This window comes from Microbacterium sp. NPDC056569, assembly GCF_042793475.1.
Taxonomy (GTDB): domain Bacteria; phylum Actinomycetota; class Actinomycetes; order Actinomycetales; family Microbacteriaceae; genus Microbacterium.
Genome location: NZ_JBHTUV010000004.1, coordinates 113,451 through 133,437, shown reverse-complemented (window position 1 = coordinate 133,437; position 19,987 = coordinate 113,451). Strand labels below are relative to the sequence as shown.

The 19,987-nt window shown below is 70.2% G+C and carries 17 protein-coding genes; 3 read left to right on the top strand and 14 right to left on the bottom strand.

Features of this window, described 5'->3' with window-relative positions; all coding sequences use genetic code 11:
- The first annotated feature begins 72 nt into the window (after positions 1 to 72).
- Positions 73 to 549 carry a winged helix-turn-helix transcriptional regulator gene (locus ACFQ7C_RS06620; protein ID WP_378898714.1) on the top strand — a complete coding sequence of 159 codons (477 nt, stop codon included), beginning with the start codon at positions 73 to 75 and terminating at the stop codon, positions 547 to 549.
- 47 nt (positions 550 to 596) lie between these two features.
- Here ACFQ7C_RS06620 and ACFQ7C_RS06615 read toward each other — a convergent pair whose 3' ends face one another.
- From ACFQ7C_RS06615 to ACFQ7C_RS06590, 6 genes are all read right to left on the bottom strand, one after another.
- Entirely contained in the window at positions 597 to 3,341 is a 2,745-nt protein-coding gene (locus tag ACFQ7C_RS06615) for a Tat pathway signal sequence domain protein (RefSeq protein ID WP_378898713.1), read from the bottom strand.
- A gap of 208 nt (positions 3,342 to 3,549) precedes the next feature.
- Entirely contained in the window at positions 3,550 to 4,233 is a 684-nt protein-coding gene (locus tag ACFQ7C_RS06610) for a hypothetical protein (RefSeq protein ID WP_378898712.1), read from the bottom strand.
- 10 nt (positions 4,234 to 4,243) lie between these two features.
- Positions 4,244 to 5,146, bottom strand: coding sequence for a carbohydrate ABC transporter permease (locus ACFQ7C_RS06605; RefSeq protein WP_378898711.1), 903 nt, complete (start codon positions 5,144 to 5,146; stop codon positions 4,244 to 4,246).
- Positions 5,143 to 6,105, bottom strand: coding sequence for a carbohydrate ABC transporter permease (locus ACFQ7C_RS06600; protein WP_378898710.1), 963 nt, complete (start codon positions 6,103 to 6,105; stop codon positions 5,143 to 5,145). The genes ACFQ7C_RS06605 and ACFQ7C_RS06600 overlap by 4 nt, the downstream gene beginning before the upstream one ends.
- A 61-nt stretch (positions 6,106 to 6,166) precedes the next feature.
- A complete protein-coding gene (locus ACFQ7C_RS06595) occupies positions 6,167 to 7,489 on the bottom strand; it encodes an ABC transporter substrate-binding protein (RefSeq protein WP_378898709.1) in 1,323 nt (440 codons plus the stop codon).
- A 113-nt stretch (positions 7,490 to 7,602) separates the two neighbouring features.
- Positions 7,603 to 8,670: a substrate-binding domain-containing protein gene (locus ACFQ7C_RS06590; protein WP_378898708.1), complete on the bottom strand. Its 1,068-nt coding sequence runs from the start codon at positions 8,668 to 8,670 to the stop codon at positions 7,603 to 7,605.
- Positions 8,671 to 8,760: 90 nt separating this feature from the next.
- On the opposite strand from ACFQ7C_RS06590, the gene ACFQ7C_RS06585 reads away from it, so the two are divergent.
- A complete protein-coding gene (locus ACFQ7C_RS06585) occupies positions 8,761 to 10,755 on the top strand; it encodes a DUF2264 domain-containing protein (protein ID WP_378898707.1) in 1,995 nt (664 codons plus the stop codon).
- Positions 10,752 to 11,759, top strand: coding sequence for a hydroxyacid dehydrogenase (locus ACFQ7C_RS06580; protein ID WP_378898706.1), 1,008 nt, complete (start codon positions 10,752 to 10,754; stop codon positions 11,757 to 11,759). Before ACFQ7C_RS06585 ends, ACFQ7C_RS06580 begins: the two co-directional genes overlap by 4 nt.
- A 66-nt stretch (positions 11,760 to 11,825) precedes the next feature.
- Here ACFQ7C_RS06580 and ACFQ7C_RS06575 read toward each other — a convergent pair whose 3' ends face one another.
- The 8 genes from ACFQ7C_RS06575 to ACFQ7C_RS06540 all read right to left on the bottom strand — a co-directional run bounded on the left by ACFQ7C_RS06575 (position 11,826) and on the right by ACFQ7C_RS06540 (position 19,986).
- Positions 11,826 to 13,124, bottom strand: coding sequence for a cytochrome P450 (locus ACFQ7C_RS06575; RefSeq protein WP_378898705.1), 1,299 nt, complete (start codon positions 13,122 to 13,124; stop codon positions 11,826 to 11,828).
- 6 nt (positions 13,125 to 13,130) lie between these two features.
- On the bottom strand, positions 13,131 to 14,312 hold the full coding sequence (locus ACFQ7C_RS06570; RefSeq protein ID WP_378898704.1) for a zinc-dependent alcohol dehydrogenase: 1,182 nt from the start codon (positions 14,310 to 14,312) through the stop codon (positions 13,131 to 13,133).
- A 244-nt stretch (positions 14,313 to 14,556) separates the two neighbouring features.
- Positions 14,557 to 15,180, bottom strand: a complete 624-nt coding sequence (gene hxlA / locus ACFQ7C_RS06565) for a 3-hexulose-6-phosphate synthase (RefSeq protein WP_378898703.1) — start codon at positions 15,178 to 15,180, stop codon at positions 14,557 to 14,559.
- A 23-nt stretch (positions 15,181 to 15,203) separates the two neighbouring features.
- Entirely contained in the window at positions 15,204 to 15,776 is a 573-nt protein-coding gene (gene hxlB / locus ACFQ7C_RS06560; protein WP_378898702.1) for a 6-phospho-3-hexuloisomerase, read from the bottom strand.
- 14 nt (positions 15,777 to 15,790) lie between these two features.
- The gene (locus ACFQ7C_RS06555; protein ID WP_378898701.1) at positions 15,791 to 17,059 is read right to left on the bottom strand and encodes a Glu/Leu/Phe/Val dehydrogenase; all 1,269 of its coding nucleotides are present in this window, start codon (positions 17,057 to 17,059) and stop codon (positions 15,791 to 15,793) included.
- 132 nt (positions 17,060 to 17,191) lie between these two features.
- Positions 17,192 to 18,517 carry a flavin-containing monooxygenase gene (locus ACFQ7C_RS06550; RefSeq protein ID WP_378898700.1) on the bottom strand — a complete coding sequence of 442 codons (1,326 nt, stop codon included), beginning with the start codon at positions 18,515 to 18,517 and terminating at the stop codon, positions 17,192 to 17,194.
- Between the two features lie 183 nt (positions 18,518 to 18,700).
- Entirely contained in the window at positions 18,701 to 19,345 is a 645-nt protein-coding gene (locus ACFQ7C_RS06545) for an amino acid ABC transporter permease (RefSeq protein ID WP_378898699.1), read from the bottom strand.
- The gene (locus ACFQ7C_RS06540; protein WP_378898698.1) at positions 19,345 to 19,986 is read right to left on the bottom strand and encodes an amino acid ABC transporter permease; all 642 of its coding nucleotides are present in this window, start codon (positions 19,984 to 19,986) and stop codon (positions 19,345 to 19,347) included. Before ACFQ7C_RS06540 ends, ACFQ7C_RS06545 begins: the two co-directional genes overlap by 1 nt.
- Position 19,987 lies beyond the last annotated feature (1 nt).

Sequence of the window (19,987 nt, the reverse complement as noted above, 5' to 3'; positions counted from 1 at the left end):
GAGTCGGTGACTTGCGTGATGCAAGCGACCATAGCGACGCTACTTGCATCACGCAAGTGATAGATTCGACGCATGCTCGGGAAGACGTACGACACGCAGGTGTGCTCGATCGCCCGCTCCCTCGAGATGGTCGGGGAGCGCTGGAGCCTGCTCATCATCCGCGACGCCCTGTTCGCGCGCGTGACGCGCTTCGGCGACTTCCAGCACAACCTCGGCATCGCGAGCAATGTCCTGACGTCACGGCTGGAGGCGTTCGTCGCTGCCGGCATCATGGAGCGGGACGACGCAGCCGACTACCGGCTCACCCCGAAGGGGCACGCGCTGGCGGTCGCGCTGATCGCACTCACGGAATGGGGCGACGAGTGGGCGTCGCCCATCGATCCGCCGATCCTCTACCGTCACTCCGTGTGCGACGGTGCGATCCACGCGACCGCGACGTGCGACACGTGCGGCCCCGTGCCCCCGGATCAGGTCGCCATCCGCATCGGCCCCGGAATGCCGGCCGAGTACCTCGCGGCGCGACGCGGGGGTGCTCGCGCCGCGTCGTAGCGTCGGCGGAATCGCGACACCTTCCGCCTGCCGCCGAGCGGTTCCCGTCAGATCTGGTCGCCGACGAGCGCGAGGCACTGGATGGCAGCGAGCCCGTACTGCGCGCTCGCGTTCGTTCCGAACGGCGCGTCGTCGATGGGGTTGAGCACCGTCGGCCCCTCGATCCGCGTCGACGTGAAGGCGAGGCCCTCAGGGTAACCGGCGTGCCCCGTGCGGAACTCCCGCCACGCGCGCTTGGCGAGCGTGACGTCGCCGAGCTGGTGCGCCGCATACGCCGTCGCGCGCGAGTACGCCTGCCGCAGGTTCTGGCTCCCCCACGAGACCCCGGTCGCCGCCGCCTGCTCGGCGGACGTGCCGTTGTAGAGACGGCAGTAGGTGACCCACTGCTCCGTCACCCTCGGGTCGTCGATGAGATCGATGAGCTCGGTCATGAGCTCGAAGAGCCCGAACACCGAATCGAGCGAGCCGACCGACACGGTCTTCCCGGTCTCCTCGCCGAACGTGCCGTCCGCCAGGTTGTAGCGCGGAGTGCCGCCCTGCGCCCAGCCGTTCGGCATCGCGGCGATCGTCCTGGCGCCGTTGACGAGCTTCGACTGGGCGATCGGATCGCCGTTGCGCTCCCACTCCGCGAGCCACGCGAGCGCCAGCGCGCCCCAGTCGGTCGTGGTCGAGACGCTGAGCGCGTCGGGCTGCGGGTCGTACTCGTCGGTGCGGATCTTGCGCGAAGGGTCGAGCACGAGGAACGTCTTGTCGGCATCGACGAGGTCGCGCATCAGGTCGCCCACGCGCTCGTCGGCGGTGAGGAAGTAGTAGAACCGCCGGTAGCCGGCGTTGCTGATGCGCTGCTGCTTCGCGCTGTCCCCCCAGTGCATGATGCCGTGACGAGTGCCGAGGTCCGCCCACTTGCCGAGGTGGTACACATCGACCTCGCCGGTGTGCCGCGTCATGGCCTCGGCGAAGCGGAACGCGGCGGCATCGCCCGTGCGGAGATAGTGGTACCACAGCCACATGTCGGTGCTCAGCTCGGAGTTGTCCCACGCGTAGCCGCCCACGTCGTAGCGCCACACGTGCCGGTCGCGGTCGAAGTCGTGCATGACGTCGCCGTAGTCCCAGAAGCCGTACCAGGAGCGCTGGTCCACCTGCTGCACGTACCAGGCGTGCATGAAGGCGAGCTTGTCCTCGATCGTGGTCTTCGCGAGGTTGGAGCGATCGACCGGTGCCCAGGATCCGAACACGCCCGCGGAGTGATTGTGCTGCGGACTGCTCACCAGAAGCGGTGGCGTGGCCGCAGCATCCGCCATCGCACTGAAGTCGGTGGCGGACGGCGTCGCGCCGAGCGCCCAGAAGCTCAGCTCCGTCGTGCGTGCGACGCCGTACGGCGTGCCGAAGCCCGGCTCGTAGTCCTCGTAGGTGATCTCCAGCGCATCGAGCTGCTTCTCGTACGTGTCCTGGCCGAGGCCGTCGTGGTAGAACCGCAGGTCCATCGCCTCGGCGCGCGGAGACCACATCCACACGGTCGCGGTCGCACGATCCGTCGCCGCACCCGTGATCTCGAGCTCGGTCGGGTGCAGCTGCCAGAAGTTGCGCATGCCGAATGCGAGCCCACCGCCGGGGGTGCCGACGTAGGCGAGACCGCGGGAGCGCGTGCCGCCGTCGGCGCGGATCCACGAGTGGCCGGCGGAGGTGCGCTTGCGGATCTCGAACCCGTGGGCCGTCAGCTGGCTGAGGCTGTAATCGCCGAATGCGGGGATCCACTGCAGCCGCGAGGTGACCCGCTGATCCCACGTGGCGGGATCCGGCGTCCAGGTGCCGGCGACCTGCGCGTTCCGCGCGGCGGCACCGGGGTCCCGCCGCTGTCCCGTGATGCCTCGCACGGCTTCGCCCAGGACGCCCTGACCGGCGCCTGCGAGGCGCACGTGGCGGTCGTGCAGCTGCGCGGCGAGCGGGACCGTGAAGCGCATTCCGAGCCCGTTGATGAAGTCCTTCTTCTCGTCGCCGTCGAAGACGAAGGAGTGGACGACTCGGATGCCGTCCGAGCCTGCGTACAGGTAGAAGCGCAGGTCGAACGGCAGCCACGACCGCTTGCCCTTCGTGTGGGTCCCCTTCACGCGGATGACCGCGCGCACGGGGCCCGACTGCTCGACGACGACTTCGCCGACGTCGCTTTGGAACCACTCGTTGTCGATCTTGTCGCCGGCGTCGGTGTCGGGCACGTTCTGACGCCCCGCGACGAGCCTGCCCTCCTCAGCGATGATGGTGCTCCCGCGGCGGATGGCCGAGACGATGCTCTTGCCGTTGCGGGGGAACTCGATCGTCACCACGCCCGTGTCGACGACGACCTTGCCGGGGTTCTCGGTGACCTTCACAGGCGCGGAAGGCGCAGCCGGCGTGCCGGGCTGCAGCGAGTACGTCGTCGACCGCTCGGCCGCCGCGCTGACCGCGTGCGCGGTCCACTTGACCGATCCGTCGGGCCACCAGCCGGTCGGCCACGTCTGCACCGGGACGGACGCGCCGCTCTCGGCGACGAGCGTGAAGGACTGGTCGGGCGCGAGCGCGCCCTTCGGCCACGGCACGCCCCATGTGGCCCCCGCGGTCAGCTGCGAGGGCACGCCCCCCTCGAGCCAGCGCAGCGCCACGGGCCCGTGCCCGCCGAGCTCGGCAGGCACGATCCGCCCGAATGCGTCGCGCACGGCCGGTACGGCGCCGGCGGCGCTCGGCGACGCGAGCGTGAACGCGGTGGCGACGCCGGCGGCGAAAGACGATTGCAGCAGTCCGCGACGGCTGATGTCCATGTGTGTGACTCCTCATCGAATCCTGCGGAGCCGCCTCGGCTCCGACAGGCACCGACCTTAGAGACGACGCGGCCGCCGACGTGCACAACCGGACAAAAGCGGTCACGATCTGGGTTTCATGGCGATGAGCGTGGGCACGCCGAAGCCCCCGGCCACGATCCGGCCGGGGGTGTGACCGGCGCTCGGCGCCGGGGTCCGCGCTGGGCCGTCAGCGTGTGCGGGCGACCACCGCGCGCGCCGCGAGCACGAGCATTCCGGGCACGAGCACGACCATCGGGGCGAACATCCACACCACGAGTCCGCTCATACCCAGGGCCAGCACGAGGAGGAACGACCCCGGCACATCGCGCATGCACTCGTCCGCGGCCGCGCGGAGCAACTCGCTCCAGGGCGTCGCCGGCCGCCACTGGGCGATCGCGCGGAGCAGCACAACCCCGATGCCGACGCCGATGATTCCCGAGGCCCAGCGGTAGAGTCCGCCGCCCGGCATCCCGAGGATCGCCGGACTGGTGAGCGTCGCCGCGATCGCGGCGACCGCCGCCGCGGTGAGCACGCCCCACAGCCAGCCGTGCCTGAGCGCCCGCAGGAAGTCGCGCCCGAGCTCGAGCAGCGAGTCGGACTCGCCCTCGACGTGCCGCCGGAAATGGGCGGCGCCCGCTGCGAAAGCCGGCAGCGCGGTGACGGCGGGGATCGCCAGCACCGCCACCGCAAGGCTCACCACGATCGTCTCGGAGAAGAGGCCCAAACCGCGGCTCGACAGCACACGGGCGATGCGCTGGGCGCCGCGCGGTGGCTGCCGGGTCGCGGGTGCTCTCCCCCGGGTCTCGCCGGACAAGCCGCGGCGTCCTCCGGTGTCGCCCGCCGCAGTGGGGCGTGCGGTTCTCTCGGTCACGGTCATCGCCTCAGCCCTTCAGCCCCTGGGTGGCGACCCCGTCGACGAGGTAGCGCTGGAAGATGAGGAAGAAGAGGAACACCGGGATGAGCGCAAGGACTGCCATCGCCATCTGACCGCCGTAGTCGGCCGACGAGCTCTGGTCGACGAACAGCCGCAGCGCGATCGGCAGCGTGTAAAGGTCGGGATCCTTGAGGTAGAGCAGTGGGCCGAAGAAGTCGTTCCACGTCCAGATGAACGTGAAGATCGCGCTCGTGACCAGCGCCGGCTTGAGCAGGGGCAGCATGATCGACCCGAACGTGCGGTAGTGACCGGCGCCGTCGATGCGGGCCGCCTCGTCCAGCTCGCGTGGCAGGCCGCGCATGAACTGGACCATGAGGAACACGAAGAAGGCCTCGGTCGCGAGGAACTTGCCCAAGAGCAGCGGGGTGAAGGTGTTCACCATGCCGAGCGCGTTGAACATGATGTACTGCGGGATGATCACGACGTGGAACGGCAGCAGGAGCGTCGCGATCATGATGCCGAAGTACACGGTGCGGCCCGGGAAGTCGATGCGGGCGAACGCATAGGCGGCGAGGGCCGACGACAGCACGACGCCGATGACCGACAGCACCGCGAGGATGGCCGAGTTCTGGAAGAACGTCCAGAACGACACCCCGCCGATGCCGCTCAGCGCCGTCTCGTAGTTCGCCCACGTGACCTCGCGCGGGAGGAGCTGGGCGTTGCCGACGATCTGCTCGGAAGGCTTGAACGTCGACAGCAGCATCCATGCCACGGGGTAGAGGATCACCACGAGCAGCGCGAGCACCACGACGTGGAACACGACCTCCTTGCCGGTCCAGCGGCGCCGGGTGCGGGCGCGGCGCGTGCCCTTCCCGGGGTCTGCGGTCACGAGCAGCTGCGTTGCGCTCATCGTCCTTCGTCTCCTGCGTAGTGGACCCAGAACTTCGAGCTGCGGAAGAAGATCACCGTGATGAAGGCGATCACGAGCACGAGGACCCAGGCCATGGCCGAGGCGTACCCCATCTGGAAGTCGCGGAAGCCGCGGAAGTAGAGGTACAGCGTGTAGAAGAGGGTGGACCGCGCGGGCCCGCCCGTTCCGCCCGAGATGATGAACGCGGAAGCGAACACCTGGAAGGCGTTGATGGTCTCGAGGAGCAGATTGAAGAAGATCACCGGCGACAGCATCGGGATCGTGATGGCGCGGAACTTGCGGATCGGGCCCGCGCCGTCGACGGATGCCGCTTCGTAGAGCTCGTGCGGAACCTGCTTGAGTCCGGCCAGGAAGATCACCATCGGGGCGCCGAACTGCCACACGGCGAGCAGGATCAGCATCGGCATGGTCTTGTCGGGATCGCCGACCCAGCCGCCGGCGGGGAACCCGAAGAACTGCTGGATGCTGTCGACCGGCCCGTCGTCGATGAACATGGCCTTCCACACCACCGCGATCGAGACGGACGCTCCGACCAGTGACGGCAGGTAGAAGGCGGAGCGGTAGAACCCGCTCCCCCGGAACGCCGCGTTGAGGATCAGCGCCACACCGAGCGCAGCCGCCAGCTTGAGCGGCGTGCCCACGAGGACGTAGACCGCGGTGACCCTCCACGCCTGGAGGTAGTCGGGGTCGCTCCAGAGCCGGACGTAATTGTCGAAGCCCACCCACTGCGGCGGGCTGAACAGGTTGTAGTCGGTGAAGGAGAGATAGAGGGAGGCGACCATCGGCCCTGCGGTGAGCAGGAGGAAGCCGAGCAGCCAGGGCGCGAGGAAGACGTATCCGGCACGGATGTCCTCCCAGCGACGCCGGCCGCGGCGTGGGGACGGCGTCGGGGTCAGCACCTCCGGCGGGGCCGGCGGAGCGAGTGTTTCGGCGGTCATGACGGTTGCTCTTCCGAAAGCCGCGGGCGGCGTGCAGCCCTGCACACCGCCCGCGTGGTGGTCACTTCAGTGCGTTCTCGGCCTCGGCGAACCAGCGGTCCGCTGCCTCTTCGGCCGTGGCGGCCCCGTACGCGACGTCCTGGCTGATCGCCACGAAGGTCTGCTCGAGCGTGCCGAGCCCCTGTACGGCCGGGGGTGCCTGGCCGTCGAGTTTGTCGGCGACGGACTCCTGGTAGGCGAGGATCTTCTCGTCGAGCTCGTTCGCCTCGATGCCCTCAGCCGCGGTCGCCGACGCCGGCACGCCGCGCGACATTCCGAAGATGGCCCCCACCTCGGGGTCGTTCACGAGGAAGTCGATGAAGGTCGCCGCCTGCGCGGGGTGCTCGCTGTTGGCGCCGATCGAGAGCATCAGGCCGGGCTTGAGGAACATGCCCGTGTTGTCCTCGTCGTCGTACGGCGGGATCGCGAGCGACAGCTCGGGGTTCGCGGGCCCTTCGCTGAAGCGCGCCAGGAAGTTCGCCCAGCTGATGTCGGAGGCGATCTCACCGGCGCCGAGAGCGTCGACGCCCTCGAGCTGCGCCTGGCGCTCTGCGGGCATGACCGCGCCGGACTCCTGGATGGCGGCGCTGCGCGACCACCAGTCGGCGAGGTCGCTCTTCTCGAAGCCGAGCTCGCCGTCGTCGATGAGCGACAGGCCCTGCTGGCCGAGCCAGATCTGGAAGAGCCAGAAGTACTGCGTGTAGTCGAGCGAGCCGTACACGACAGGGCTGCCTGTCGCGCCCGCCTCGGACACGTCGGCGAGGAGGTCATCGTATTCGTCCCACGTGAGCGGGCCCTCGGGGACGTCGACGCCCAGCTGCTCGAGGAGCGGGCCGTTGTAGAGGGTCGCCAGCGTGCTGCTCGACGAGGCGAGGCCGAAGATCTTCTCGTCGACGGCGCCGGCCTGCACGAGCGACGGCTCGATGGCGTCGGTGGCGATGGCGTCGCCGAGGTAGTCGTCCAGCGCCAGAACGTGCCCGAACCCGCCGTACTCCGCGAGGTAGGCGAGGTCCATCTGGAACACATCGGGGAGCGTCCGGCTCGCCGCCTCGGTGTTGCGCGACGTCCAGTAGTCGCCGAAGCTCGCGTAGCTGGTCTGGATCGTGATGTTCGGGTGCTCCTCCTCGAACAGGTCGATCGCCGCCTCGTAGCGCTCGGCACGGCTCGCGTCGCCCCACCACGCGAAGTTCAGCGTGGCCTCCTCGTCGGGATCCGCGGTCGAGGCGGGTTCGGTGCCGCCGCCGGCGCAGCCGGTGAGGAGCGTCAGCGCGCCGACCGCGAGGACGGCCCCCGCGGTGAGTGCGCCTCGCCGTGCCGTGGCGTTGGTGAATGCTCGGGATGTCATCGGAGCCTCCTTGCTCGTTGCCTCTCGTCGCTCACCCGGCGATCGCACCGGGGGCCGTGCAGAGACAATGTAGGTCGGGGCTCGACCGGTCGTGAGCAAGCGGACAAAAGCGATCACGACTCTCCGCCGCAGGACTCGCGGACCGTCAGCCGCGGCAGCATGGTGATGTGCCGCGCCGCGCTGTCGGGCGCCGCGATGCGCTCGGTCAGGATGCGCATCGCCTCGTGCCCCAGGTCGCGTCCCGGAGGGGTCACACTCGTGAGCGGTACCATCGCGAGCCCCGCGGTGTCGTCGTCGAACGCCACGACGGCGAGATCGTCGGGAACACGGATGCCGCGGTCCATGGCGAGCTCGACGAGCCGGGCGGCATGCACGTCGGTGTGCACGAGCGCGGCGTCCGTGCCCGCGTCGCGGCAGGCCTCGAGGAAGGCGATCAGTGCGTCATCGAGCGGGTCGCCCTCGCCGTCGCCGCCCTTCGGGAGCGCGACGGACGGAGCCTCCGCGAGGCCGAGCCGCGCCACGGCGGCACGGTGGCCGACGCGGACGAGCGGCGCCGTAGGGGTGCGATCGAACAGCGCGAGGCCGACCGAGGCGTGCCCCAGTCGCGCCAGGTGCTCGACGGCGAGCTCGGCACCGCGCTCGTGGTCGGTGCGGGCGCTGTCGTACGCGGCTAGGGCCGTGGATTCCAGGCGCCGCTCCAGGAACACCACCGGCACCGGGATCGTCCGCACCCACTCCGCGAGTTCCGCCTCGGTGCGGTTGCGCATCGTCGGCGCGAAAACGATCCCGGCCACGCCGATCTCGATCAGCCGCTCGACCTGGCGCTGCTCGAGGTCCTCGCGGTACTGCGAGGTCGCCAGCACCACACGTGTGCGCACGCCGTGGGACGCGGCATCCATCCCCCGCACGATCTGCGGGTAATGGCTGACCGATCCGGGGACGACGACGCCGACGTTGGTGCGCGCCGCCTGCGGGACGGCGGGGGCGCCGACGGCGATCGCGCCGCCGTGGACGCGCGCGAGCTTGCCCGCCTTCTCGAGCTCCACGATGTCGCGGCGCACCGTCACCTGTGAGACGCCGAGCTGCGTCGCGACGTCCGCGGCGCTCACGCTTCCGTGCAGCTCGACCTGGCGCAGCAGGTGTTCGTGACGCGTCCTCGGCAGTGAGTTCTGTCCAGTCATGTGTTGCGAAGTCCGTTCGTCGCAGTCTGATCCGGTTTGACCGATCGATGATCGGAATTGTCCGAAAGGGCCGATGGCTACAGGATCGTAATGCACGATCGACGCGTGACGATGACGTACGGGGAAGCCGAAGTGGCGAAGACGACAGCACGGGACCGCTGGCAGAGCCTCGCGGACCGACTGCTGGGGGCCACGGCGCCGTTCGCGTCCCCGAGCGGCTCTCTCGTCGTGCTGCCGGGCCCGGCGAGCGCGTCGGGACGCTGGAGCGACGGGCTGGAGGGATTCGCGCGCACCGGTCTGCTCGCGGCCTTCCGGGTCGGCGGCGCAGGCGGCGACGACCCCGCCGGCGTGCTCGAGCGCTTCTCCCGCGGGCTCGCCGCGGGAACGGACCCGTCCCACGCGGAGCGATGGCCCACCGTCGCCGAGCGTCGTCAGGCCGTCCCCGAGGCGGCCTCGGTCGCGATCCTGCTGTCCGAGACGCGTCCATGGCTCTGGGACCGCCTCGATCCCGCCGTGCAGGAGCGCACGATCGCGTGGCTGGCGGGGGTGGTCGGAACGAGCGGCTACACGAACAACTGGACGTGGTTCCAGACCGTGATCGAGACCTTCCTGCAGTCGGTGGGCGGTCCGTGGAGCCAGGACGACCTCGACCGCAACACCGAGATCCAGGAGGGCCTGTACCTCGGCGACGGCTGGTACTCCGACGGTGCGGGGCCCGACGGATCGCGCCAGAACTTCGACCACTACGCCGGCTGGGCATGGCACGTCTACCCGCTGCTGCACGCCCGCATCCTCGGCGCCGAGCTCGCGCCGGTGCACCGCGACCGCCTCCGCTCCTTCCTCGGTCAGGCGCGCGACCTCGTCGGCGCCGCAGGCGCACCGCTCTTCCAGGGGCGCTCGCTCACGTACCGCTTCGCAACGCTCGCGCCTTTCTGGGCCGGGGCGTTGGCCGGCGAGACCCCGCTGCCGACGGGTGGCACGCGGGCACTCGCGGACGGCGTGCTAGACCACTTCCTCGACGCGGGCGCGATCGACGAACGAGGCCTGCTGTCGATCGGCTGGCACCGCGAGTACCGCTCGATCCGGCAGGCGTACACGGGCTCGTCGTCGACATACTGGGCGAGCAAGGGGCTGATGGGTCTGCTGCTTGCCGAGGACCACCCCGAATGGTCGGCGCAGCCGGCGCCCGTCGAGGAGGCGCCCGTGCGCACGCGGCTGCTGATCGCGCCCGGCTGGCTCGTGGTGCGGTCCGAGGTCGACGGCATCGTGCGCGTGCTCAACCACGGCTCCGACGGATTCCGCGGGCCTGCAGGCGGAGTCCGCGCCGACAACCCCTTCTATCACCGGGTCGGCTATTCGACGGCGTCCTCCCCTGACCTCTCGGCGGGCGGGATCGCCAAGCCCTTCGAGTCTCACGTCGCGCTGCTGGACGGTACTGGTGCACCGTCCCACCGCGACCGCATCGAGCGGGTGCACCTGGACGACCGCGTCGCGGTGTCGCGGTCGCGGGTGCATTGGCTCGACACCCCCGGAACGGGGAGCACGGCCGACGTCACGGGGTGGGCGGCGCTGCGGCGCGGGCCCCAAGTGACCGTGGCGTCGGTCGTGCACGGTGTGGAGGAGCTGCGACTGGCCTGGTGGGATGCCGCACCGCAGGTCGCGCACCCGTCCGCCGCCGATGACCTCGATTCCGCGTGGCCCGAGGACGCCGGCCCGTGGCGCTTCCGCATCGGCGGGTGGGCGCTGCCCGTCGAACCCGGGCGGTGGCGCGCGACCGCCCCCACCACCGCGACCCGCGACGACGGCGTGGCAACGGCGGTGATTGGCGTGCGGGGGCTGCCGGTCCCCGGGATCGCGCACCGTTCGGGCGGCGATCCGTTCGGCGCAGGCTCGGCGACACCCTGGGCGGCGGGTGCCACCCCGGTGGCCGAGGGCGACGTAGTCGCCGCGCTGGTCGCGATCGGCGCGGGGCACACGCTCGACCTGGACGCGGTGCCGGCCATCGAGGTCGGCTCCGGCCGGATCGTGGTGCGGTGGAGCGACGGCGTCGTCGACGTGGTGCCGACCGGCGGGGGGCGCTCATGAGCGCCCAGCGCCCGAAGGCGCTCTTCGCGATGGAATCGCCCCAGCTCGTGTCGGACCTGTTCGGTGCCGCCGCGCGCGCCGACCTCGAGCGGTTCGTGCGGCTCGACGATCTCGTCCTGACCCCGGACCTGCTGGGCGTGCCGCCGTCGACGGCCGACACCGAGATCCTCATCACAGGCTGGGGCGCGCCCTCGCTCGACGAGCGGACGCTCGCCCACTGGCCACGGCTGCGCGCGGTGGTCCACTCCGCGGGATCGGTCAAGCGCCTGGTGACCGCAGCCGTGTGGGAACGCGGCATCCGTGTCTCCAGCGCCGCCGGCGCGAACGCGGTCCCGGTCGCCGAGTACACCCTCGCGACGATTCTGCTGAGCGCCGGCGATGTGCTGCGCTCAGCGCGCGACTACGCGAGGACCCACGACATGCTCGCCGCCCGCCCGCGCGGCGGAGTCGGTGCGTTCGGCATCACGGTCGGGGTCGTGGGCGCTTCCCGCATCGGACGGCGGGTGATCGAGCTGCTGCGTCCCTTCGACATCCGCTGCGTCGTGTTCGACCCGTCGCTCGACGCCGATCAGGCCGCCGCGCTCGGCGCGCAGCTCTTGACCCTGCCCGAGCTGCTCGCGCGCTCGCAGGTCGTCACCGTCCACGCGCCCGCGCTCCCCGAGACCTACCGCATGATCGGCCGCGACGAGCTGGCGCTGATGGCCGACGGCGCAACGCTCATCAACACGGCGCGCGGATCCCTCGTCGACACCGACGCGCTCGTCGCCGAGCTCGCCGCCGATCGGCTGCGGGCGGTGCTCGACGTCACCGATCCCGAACCGCTGCCGCCGGGGCATCCGCTGTTCTCCCTGCCGGGCGCGACGCTCACGCCCCACATCGCGGGATCGATCGGCAACGAGCTGCGCCGGCTCGGCCGCCACGTCGTCGACGAAGTGGAGCGATTCGTGCGCACCGGCGACCTCGCCGACGAGGTGACCTCGCCCGACCTCGCGCGCATCGCCTGACGCGCCCTGCGGCGGTCCGCCCGGTCGCTCCGCCGGCATCCGATGACCCCATGGAGCGACGGCGCTCTAACCCCTGTGGAACGGACACCCCTCCGGTGATCGCGCTGCTCGGATGCGCCCGCCCGACAGCGGCTTGGTGGGCAGACGTCGGTGGTTCACCCGCAGCCCGACGCCCGAGATCGAGATCCGGGGGTCGCTGAGCACGGTGATCGCCGTCGCGAGTCCGGCGATCGCGAGCTTCTCGCCGGGGCAGCGGTGGCCCGTGCGCACTTCGGCTCCGCCGTGCGGGATGAACGCCGTCAGCGCTTCGTAGTCCGCCACGCCGCGGAACCGCTCCGGGTCGAACTGCACCGCGTGGTCCCACGATCGGTGGTCGAGGTCGGTGCCGAGGATGTCGAGAACCACGCGTCCCCCTTTCGGCACTGTCACAGCGTCCATCTCGATGTCTCTGAGCGCCCACCCCGGCAGCAGCGGCACGAACGGTGCGGTGCGGCGAACCTCCTGCGCGAACATCGTGGCGATCGGTCCACCGGCTCGGAGACCGCGCTCGGCGGTCTCGGTCGCGATGCGCTCCCGCCACACGGGGCGATCGTGAAGCTCCTTCGCCGCGAACGCGACGAACCGCGCGACGGCGATCATCGGCCTCATGCTGTTCTGCAGCTCCACACCGGCTACTCGCGACGGCAGAAGCTCGCCGTCCTCTGCGCGATGCCAGGCCCAGGCGAACAGCGCCGTTCCCTCACGCGGCGCGAGTGCGCCCGAGCGGGTGGCATCGATGAGCTGCTGTGCGTTCCGGTCCGACCACCAGCGGTTCATCATCGCGAGCGGGAACGCGGGCGAGTACGGCGCTCCGAATCCGTCGACGATCTGCGCGAGGCGCCGCGCCCATCGGGTCTGCGCGTCGCGTGTGCCCGGCAGACCGGCCCACTGCATGATCGCCCGGCCGAACGCGCCCACCGCCGCGTCGTACGCGCTGCGGCGCCCACCCTCGACCCAGTCGTCCAGCTCGCGGCGCCACTCCCGCTCGAGCGGCGGCACGAGACGTTCCACCTGCGCGTCCTCGTACGCCACATCGACGAACGTCGCCTTGCGGTGTCGGTGCTCATCGCCGTCGAGGCTGTGCACGGAACCGCGCCCGAACAGCGTCTCCTGAACGATCGCAGGCATCGCACCGTGCCGCGCGATGCGCGCCGGGTCATAGAACAGCGCGACACCCTCCGCGCCGCGAACCAGCATCGCCTTCTCGCCGAGAAGCCGAACGGGTGCGACGCGCGCGCCGGGTTCCACTCGACGCCAGATGTCCTCGCCGAAGCCGTAGCCCCGGGTCAGCAGCCCGAGCGAGTCATCGATCCTCCGGCGTCCCACGTCGTCTCACGCTCCCGGCCGCAGCACGACCTTGATACAGCCGTCGGCCTTCTTCTGGAACGTCTCGTAGAGCTCGGGCGCCTCCTCGAGCGACGCCGTGTGCGTCACCAGATCCATCACTCCGAAGGGATCACTCGGATCCTCCACGAGCGGCAGGAGCTGGTCCGTCCACCGCTTGACGTTGCATTGGCCCATCCTCAGCGAGATCTGCTTGTCGAACATGGTCTTCATCGGGAGGATGTCGGCGTCTCCTGCGTAGACACCACTGAGCGATACGGTTCCACCGCGCCGGACGACGTCGATCGACGCGTGCAGGGCGGCCAGGCGATCCATGCCGGCCTTCTCCATGAGAGCGCGTGCCGCGGCGTCCGGGAGCAGGCCGATCGCGTCGTGCGCGAACTTCACCCCCGGGTTGCCGTGCGCTTCCAGCCCGACGGCGTCGACCACTGCGTCGGCACCGCGACCGTCGGTGAGATCGCGCAACTCGTCGACGACGGTGTCCGTGAGGTCGAACGACTGGATCCCATGGCGCTCGGCCATCTCGCGGCGCTCCACGACCGGGTCGACCGCCAGCACACGATATCCCCGGTGCACGCCGACGCGTGCGGCGAACTGGCCCACAGGGCCGAGCCCCATGACGACGAGCGTGCCACCCTCCGGAACAGACGCGTACTCGACGCCCTGCCACGCGGTGGGAAGGATGTCGCTCAGGAACAGGTACCGCTCGTCGGGCAGTTCGTCGCCGACTCGCACGCTGTTGTGGTCGGCGAGCGGCACGCGCAGATACTCCGCCTGACCTCCCGGCACCTGTCCGTACAGCTTCGTGTAGCCGAAGAGCGACGCGCCACTGCCGTACTCGCGCACCTGTGTCGTCTCACATTGCGACTGGAGTCCGTTGCGGCACATGAAGCACTGCCCGCAGGCGATGTTGAAGGGAACCACGATGCGGTCCCCGACGGCCAGGGTGGCGACATCCGATCCGATCTCCACGACCTCGCCCATCGGCTCGTGCCCGAGGACATCGCCCGGATCGATGAACGGGCCGAACAGTTCGTAGAGGTGAAGATCCGAACCGCAGATCGCAGTCGAGGTGATCCGGACGATCGCGTCGGTCGGCTGCTGGATGACCGGGTCCGGCACCGTCTCGACGCTCACGTTGCGCCGCCCCTGCCACGTGAGCGCCCTCACGAGGCGGCCCTCCTGGGCTCTTCGAACGGATCGCCTGGACGGAGCCGCTTCTCTCCGGCAGTCATCTCGTCTGTGGGCGCGGGCACTGGGGTTCGGGCATCCATGCGCGGGACGATACGCGGGCCTCGGCATGCGACCGACCCGGTGGCGCCGATCCGATCGGACTGCTATGCGCGGCGACGATCCTCGAACACGCGCGTCCCCCTCGCGGCAGGGACCGCGAGGGGGACATCCCGTCCGTCGCTCAGACGATCGCCGCACGCAGGCGAGCGGCGGCTTCCTCGACGTCGTCTGCGCTGTAGATGGCGCTGCCGGCGACGGCGATGCGCGCGCCCGACGCTTGCACGGAGGCGATGCTCAGTGCGTTGACGCCGCCGGCGACGGAGAAGGGCACGCCCGCGGCCTCGCCGTCGCGCAGCAGGCTGTCGAGCGAGTACCCCTCCTGGGCCTGCTCGTCGAGGCCGGCGTGCATCTCGACGAACTCGGCGCCGAGCCGGACGACCTCCCTGGCGCGCGCCGGCTTGTCGGGCACGCCGATGAGGTCGACGACGACGCCCTTGCCGTGCTTCTTCGCCGCCTTGACGGCGCCGGCGATGGTGCTGTCGTCGGCCGAGCCGAGGACGGTGACCAGGTCGGCGCCGGCGCCGAAGGCGATGTCTGCCTCGAGCTCCCCGGCATCCATCGTCTTCAGGTCGGCGAACACGACCTTGTCGGGGTGCGCCTCCTTGATGGCGGTGATCGCCGACAGGCCCTCGCTCTTGATGAGCGGCGTGCCGAGCTCGAGGATGTCGACGTGCGGCGCGGCGGCCGCGGCGAGTTCGAGGGCGTGCTCCGTCGACAGGGTGTCGATGGCGAACTGCAGCTTCATAGGGTTCCTTTCGTGTGCTGCGGTCATTCGAGGTTGGCGTGGCGGGGCCACAGGTCGTCGGCCGTGGCGCCTGAGGCAAGCCACAGCGTGTGGAAGACGGCGTCGCCGACGACCACGACGGATTGCTCGAACAGGCTCCCCGCGTACTGCGCGGACTTCGCGCCCGAACGGTCGAGCTTGCCCGCAGCCGGCACGATCACCGTCGCGACGGAGGCTGTCGCGAGTGGCGACGCCGGATTCGCCGTGATCGATACGACATGTGCGCCGGCCTTGACGGCATTCTCGGCGGCGCGCACGATGCCGCCCGTGGTGCCGGAGCCGCTGGCGACGAGCAGCACATCGCCGCCTTCGATCGCTGGGGTGGTGGCATCGCCCACGATGTGCACGGTGAGGCCGACGTGCATGAGTCGCATGCCGGTCATCTGCAGGGCGAGGCCCGAGCGGCCGAGGCCGAGCACGAAGACGCGGCGAGCGTCGCGGAGGACCGCCGCGAGCTCGGCGATCTCGTCGGCGCGTTCGGTCGCAAGCGTCTCGGTGACAGCGCCGAGCTCCGAGTCGATGAGCTTCAGCGCGTGCGCGGTGTGAGAGGGAGTCATCGGTTTCCTTCGATTCAGGGGTAGAGGCCGCGCAGGCGGTGGGCGTCGGCGACACGTTCCACGGCGATCACCGTCGCCGTCTCGCGCAGCGAGCGCCCGGTGCGCTGCGCCTCGGCATGCACACGGGCCCAGCTGTCCGACATCCGTTCCCGGAGCCGCTCCTCGACTTCGCGGCTGGTCCAGCGGTAGGCCTGGTTCGCCTGCGCCCACTCGAAGTAGCTGACGATGACGCCACCAGAGTTCGCGAGGATGTCGGGAACCACGACGACGCCGCGCTCGCGGAGCACCTCGTCGGCCTCGGGCGTCGTCGGTCCGTTCGCCCCCTCGACGACGATCCGCGCCTGCACGCGGTGCGCGTTGCCCGCGTGCAGCACGCCTTCGATCGCGCATGGCGCGAGCACGTCGACGCGCAGCTCGAGCAGCTCCGCACCGTCGATGGGCTCGCCCCCGGCGAAGCCGACAACCGAGCCGGACGCCGCGACGTGCGCCTCGAGCGCATCGATGTCGAGTCCGTCGTCGGCATGGACGGCGCCGTACTGGTCGCTCACCGCGACGACGCGGACACCGGATGCTGCGAGCAGGCGTGCCGCGCCGGCGCCGACCTTGCCGAAGCCCTGCACCGCGGCCGTCGGCCGGTACGGCAGCAGCCCGTAGGCGCTCAGCGCCTCGAGCGCGACGACCGTCACGCCCACAGACGTGGCGTCGGCGCGCCCGAGCGAGCCCCCGAGTGCCAGCGGCTTGCCGGTGACGGTGCCGGGGAGCGTGACCCCTCGGCCGGTCGAGACGGTGTCCATGATCCACGCCATGGTCTGCTCGTCCGTGCCGATGTCGGGCGCCGGGATATCGCGCTCAGGGCCGATGAACTCGCCCAGCTCGCTGGCGTAGCGGCGGGTCACGCGCTCGAGCTCGGCCCGCGAGTGCGAGCGCGGGTCGATCGTGACGCCGCCCTTCGCCCCGCCGTAGGGGATGTCGACCAGGGCGCATTTCCACGTCATCCACATCGCCAGGGCGCGCACCTCGTCGAGGTCGACGCCCGGGCTGAAGCGGATGCCGCCCTTGGCGGGGCCGCGCGACAGGTTGTGCTGCACGCGGTGGCCCGTGTACAGCGCGATCGACCCGTCGTCGCGACGCAGCGGCACGCTGACGGTCATCTCACGGCGCGGCCGGGAGAGCATCTCGTAGAGGCCGTGGTCGAGCTCGAGGTACGCGGCGGCGTCCGAGAGCTGGCGCCGGGCCGAGGCGAGCGGCGGGGTGATGATCGGGATGGGGGCGGTGAGCGTCATTGCAGTTCCCTTCTTCGTGTCGATCTGGTCGGTCGGCCGGGCGAGGCGGCGGTCAGTCGTAGCCGAGGACGACGACCGCCTCGGTGATCGGGACCCACTGCTCCTCGATCACCGACGCGTCGTGAGGCTCCATCACGCCACCGCCTCGGGCACCGGATCGCTCTCGCGGGCGTCGCGCGCCTCGGTCTCGCGGGCGGCCGTGAAGGCGTCGAGCAGGCGCTCGGTGTCGGCCATCTGGTCGTTCCAGATCGCGCGCACGATGTCGATGCGGTGCTCCTCGTCCTGCAGCCCGCCGAGGTAGCCTGCGACGCCCGCGAAGCCGCCGTCGGCCGCCTCGTGGAGCTCGATCATCCGGATCGCGAGTTTCGCCTGCACGCCGTAGACCGGGATCTGCGGACCGCGCGGGGCCGCCATGCCGATGTAGTAGAGCTTCTCGAGGCCCTTGGGCACGACGCCGCCGGCGTAGCGCAGCGGTGCGCCGTGACGGCGCTCGACGAGCTCGTCGGCGAGGAACGGCAGGCTCGAGTGGAAGCCGGTGGCCCACAGGATCGTGTCGTACTCGCGCGCCGTGCTGTCGGTGAAGTGCACAGTGGTGCCCGCGATCCGCTCGATGCCGGGCCGGACCGTGACGCGACCGTGCTGGAGCCAATAGAGAAGAAGGCTGTTGACCACGGTGCTGCCCTCCGCGAGGGTGCGGTGCTTCGGCACGGGAAGGCCCGGGTAGTCCTTGGCCTCGCCGATCGAGACGCGAGCCAGCAGGCGCGAGATGAGATCCTGCTCGTCGGGCGAGAACTCCGCCAGCCACGCGACCTCCTGTCGCGGCACGCCGAAGTACGACTTCGGCTGGAAGTACGTGCCCTCGCGGATCACGATGTCCACCTCGTAGCGGTGCTGCGCGGCGTCGACGGCCAGGTCGCAGCCCGAGTTGCCAGCCCCCACGACGAGCACGCGCGTGCCGTCGATGTCGCCGGTGTTGCGGTACGAGCCGGAGTGCACCTGCTTCCCGGTGAAGTCGGCGGCGACCGGCGGGGTCTTCTGGTCCCACAGGTGGCCGTTGCCCACGAGCACGCCGTCGTAGTCGATGCGCTCGCCGGTGCCGAGGGTCACGGTCCAGCCCGCCGATCCGACGGGGCCGTCGGTGGAGATCGGCTGGACCGACGTCACGGCGGTGTTGAAGCGGATCACGTCGTAGAGGCCGTGGTGCCGGGCGTACGACTCGATGTATTCGCGCACCTGGTCGCGGCGCGGGAAGTGCGGGTAGTCCGCCGGCATCGGGAAGTCCTCGAAGTGCGTCATGTCGCGCGAGGTGATGAGGTGCAGCGCGTCGTAGTCGGTGTGCCAGTGGCCGCCGACCCGGTCCGTCTTCTCGTAGCAGTCGGCGTCGTACCCGGCCTGTCGCAGCTGCTGCAGGGCCGAGATGCCGGCGGCGCCGGCACCGATAACCGCGTAGCGGGTCATGTCGTGTCCTTCGTTCGGAGTGGGTTTTCGAAGCTTGAGAATGACGTTATGAGCGCTTGATCCAGAGGGAAAGGCTCACTATCTGATGACAGATAAAGGTTTCTCCTATGGTTCCTTCCCGGCGGGAAGACGGATGCTGCACCCCGCCCGATCGGCGGGGTGCAGCATCCGTGAATCGGCGTCTCAGGCGTGTCCGCGCGACAGCCGGCGTTCCACGCCCACGGAGAGCCACGTGGCCGGAACCGCGATCGCGGCGTAGATCAGGCCGGTGACGGAGTAGACGGCGAGGTACTCGAAGGTGATGTTGCTGATCTGGTACGCCTGGCTCATCAGCTCGTTGACCGAGATGGAGTAGGCCAGCGACGTCGCCTGGAACGACATGATCGCGAGACCCATGAGCGCCGGGATCGCCGATCTCAGCCCTTGCGGCAGCACGATGCGCGTGAACGACGTGGAGCGCGGCAGGCCCAGCGCCGACGACGCCTCGGTCTGCCCGCGCGGCACGGACTGGATGCCCGCGCGGATCATCTCGGACGAGTACGCGGCCGCCGAGAACGTCAGGCCGATCACGGCGGCCCAGAAGTTCTCGAACAGGATGCCGAGGGCCGGGAGCCCGAAGTACACGATGTACAGCACGACGAGGGCGGGGATGCCGCGGCCGATCTCGACGACGATGAGCGCGGGCCAGCGCAGCCACGGCCGCACGGAGCTCACTCCCAGCGCGAAGACGAGGCCGATCGCGTAGCCGAAGACGACGGAGAGCACCGTGAGCTGCAGGCTTACGACGAGTCCTTGCAGCAGTCGCGGGAGGTATTCGACGATGTCCATCACTGCGCCTTCCTCAGTCGCGTGTCGAGTCGTCGCGCCGCGATCGCGATCGGAATGCTGACGATCAGGTACACCGCCGCGGCGATGAAGAACGGCAGGATGCCGGCGGTCGCGGGATTCTGCCGGGCGAACATGTTCGCCGCGAAGACCATGTCGGCCACGCCGATCGTCGAGGCGATCGAGGAGTCCTTCAGCAGCGACAGCAGGAATGTGGTGATCGACGGGAGCGCCGTGCGCAGCGCCTGCGGCGCGAGGATCCTGCCGAATGTGGTGCGGGTGCCGAGGCCGAGCGCCGCGGCGGCTTCGCTCTGACCTCGCGGCAGCGTCGTGAAGCCGCCGCGGTAGATCTCGGCGAGGTATGCGCTCGAGATGATCCCGAGACCGATCACCGCGGCAGTGAGCGAGTCGAGCCGGATCGAGCCGATCTGCACCCCGAAGTAGATGAGGAACAGCCACACGATCGGCGGGATGCCGCGGATCAGGTCGACGACGAAGCGGATGGTCGCGCGCAGCGGCGCCCACTTCGACCGCAGGCCGAGCATGATCGGGATGCCGCCGATCGCGCCGATCACGAAGGCCAGGGCCGTCACGAGCAGCGTCATCGGCAGTCCCATGAGGACGGCGACGAGTGCGTCCTGCATG

Bases quoted from the DNA above. Each gene is read 5' to 3' on its own strand.
- ACFQ7C_RS06620 (WP_378898714.1), top strand. From the start codon at position 73: ATGCTCGGGAAGACGTACGACACGCAGGTGTGCTCGATCGCCCGCTCC.
- ACFQ7C_RS06615 (WP_378898713.1), bottom strand. From the start codon at position 3,341: ATGGACATCAGCCGTCGCGGACTGCTGCAATCGTCTTTCGCCGCCGGC.
- ACFQ7C_RS06605 (WP_378898711.1), bottom strand. From the start codon at position 5,146: ATGAGCGCAACGCAGCTGCTCGTGACCGCAGACCCCGGGAAGGGCACG.
- ACFQ7C_RS06600 (WP_378898710.1), bottom strand. From the start codon at position 6,105: ATGACCGCCGAAACACTCGCTCCGCCGGCCCCGCCGGAGGTGCTGACC.
- ACFQ7C_RS06595 (WP_378898709.1), bottom strand. From the start codon at position 7,489: ATGACATCCCGAGCATTCACCAACGCCACGGCACGGCGAGGCGCACTC.
- ACFQ7C_RS06590 (WP_378898708.1), bottom strand. From the start codon at position 8,670: ATGACTGGACAGAACTCACTGCCGAGGACGCGTCACGAACACCTGCTG.
- ACFQ7C_RS06585 (WP_378898707.1), top strand. From the start codon at position 8,761: ATGCACGATCGACGCGTGACGATGACGTACGGGGAAGCCGAAGTGGCG.
- ACFQ7C_RS06580 (WP_378898706.1), top strand. From the start codon at position 10,752: ATGAGCGCCCAGCGCCCGAAGGCGCTCTTCGCGATGGAATCGCCCCAG.
- hxlA (WP_378898703.1), bottom strand. From the start codon at position 15,180: ATGAAGCTGCAGTTCGCCATCGACACCCTGTCGACGGAGCACGCCCTC.
- hxlB (WP_378898702.1), bottom strand. From the start codon at position 15,776: ATGACTCCCTCTCACACCGCGCACGCGCTGAAGCTCATCGACTCGGAG.
- ACFQ7C_RS06555 (WP_378898701.1), bottom strand. From the start codon at position 17,059: ATGACGCTCACCGCCCCCATCCCGATCATCACCCCGCCGCTCGCCTCG.
- ACFQ7C_RS06550 (WP_378898700.1), bottom strand. From the start codon at position 18,517: ATGACCCGCTACGCGGTTATCGGTGCCGGCGCCGCCGGCATCTCGGCC.
- ACFQ7C_RS06545 (WP_378898699.1), bottom strand. From the start codon at position 19,345: ATGGACATCGTCGAATACCTCCCGCGACTGCTGCAAGGACTCGTCGTA.
- ACFQ7C_RS06540 (WP_378898698.1), bottom strand. From the start codon at position 19,986: ATGCAGGACGCACTCGTCGCCGTCCTCATGGGACTGCCGATGACGCTG.